Source organism: Alteromonas sp. 14N.309.X.WAT.G.H12, from assembly GCF_036697315.1.
Taxonomy (GTDB): domain Bacteria; phylum Pseudomonadota; class Gammaproteobacteria; order Enterobacterales; family Alteromonadaceae; genus Alteromonas.
Genome location: NZ_JBAHZB010000230.1, coordinates 1 through 1,102, shown reverse-complemented (window position 1 = coordinate 1,102; position 1,102 = coordinate 1). Strand labels below are relative to the sequence as shown.

Sequence of the window (1,102 nt, the reverse complement as noted above, 5' to 3'; positions counted from 1 at the left end):
GTATTCCCTGCGATGGTGGGCGTGGCGTCATTGCCTAATCCGGGATCGGTTACCGTTAACGTTGGCGCAGTGGTATCCACAGACCCATCTTCATTTGCGGTGATGCTATTACCCGCATCGTCGGTGGCGCTGACAGCAACCGTATAATCACCTTCGGCGAGTGCCGTTGGGACATCAGCACTGAACGAACCGTCTGCTTGGACAGTGGCGGTAAAGGTCTGGGTATCATTATCCGCATCAGTGACGCTGATAGTCACCAATTCACCAGCCGCTAAATCTGTATTACCGGTGATGGTGGGCGTGGCGTCATTGCCTAATCCGGGATCGGTGATGGTTAACGTTGGCGCACTGGTATCTACCGTCCCTCCTTCGTTTATGGTGATGGTATTTCCGGCTTCATCAGTAGCTGTTACTGAAATAGTATAATCACCTTCAGCGAGCGCAGTAGGCACATCGGCACTGTATGAACCGTCAGGTTGGACAGTGGCGGTAAAGCTCTGAGTATCATCATCCGCATCGGTGACGCTGATAGCGACTAGTTCACCGGCCGCTAAATCTGTATTCCCGGTGATGGTAGGCGTGGCGTCGTTGCCTAGTCCAGGATCGGTGACGGTTAACGTTGGTGCACTGGTATCTACCGTCCCGTCTTCGTTTATGGTGATGGTGTTTCCGGCATCATCGGTGGCGGTGACGGCAACAGCATAATCACCTTCGGCGAGATCATTGGGGACATCAGCACTAAAAGAGCCATCGGGTAATACGGTTGCTGAAAAGGTTTGTGTCTCATTATCCGCATCAGTGACGCTGATAGCGACTAGTTCACCTGCCGCTAAATCTGTATTACCGGTGATGGTAGGCGTAGCGTCGTTGCCTAGACCAGGATCGGTGACGGTTAACGTTGGCGCACTGGTATCGACAGACCCATTTTCATTCACCGTGGTAGTATTTCCTGCATCATCGGAAGCTGTTACTGAAACCGTATAATCACCTTCAGCGAGCGCAGTAGGCACATCGGCACTGTATGTACCGTCAGGTTGGACAGTAGCCGCAAATGTCTGGGTCTCATCGTCAGCATCAGTGACGCTGATAGCCACTGATTCAC

The 1,102-nt window shown here is 52.5% G+C and carries 1 protein-coding gene; it reads right to left on the bottom strand.

The genetic code is table 11. The annotated features are described in order from the left end of the window. A partial coding sequence (locus tag V5298_RS20695) for an Ig-like domain-containing protein (protein WP_332933292.1) occupies positions 1-1,102 on the bottom strand: 1,102 nt, incomplete at both ends.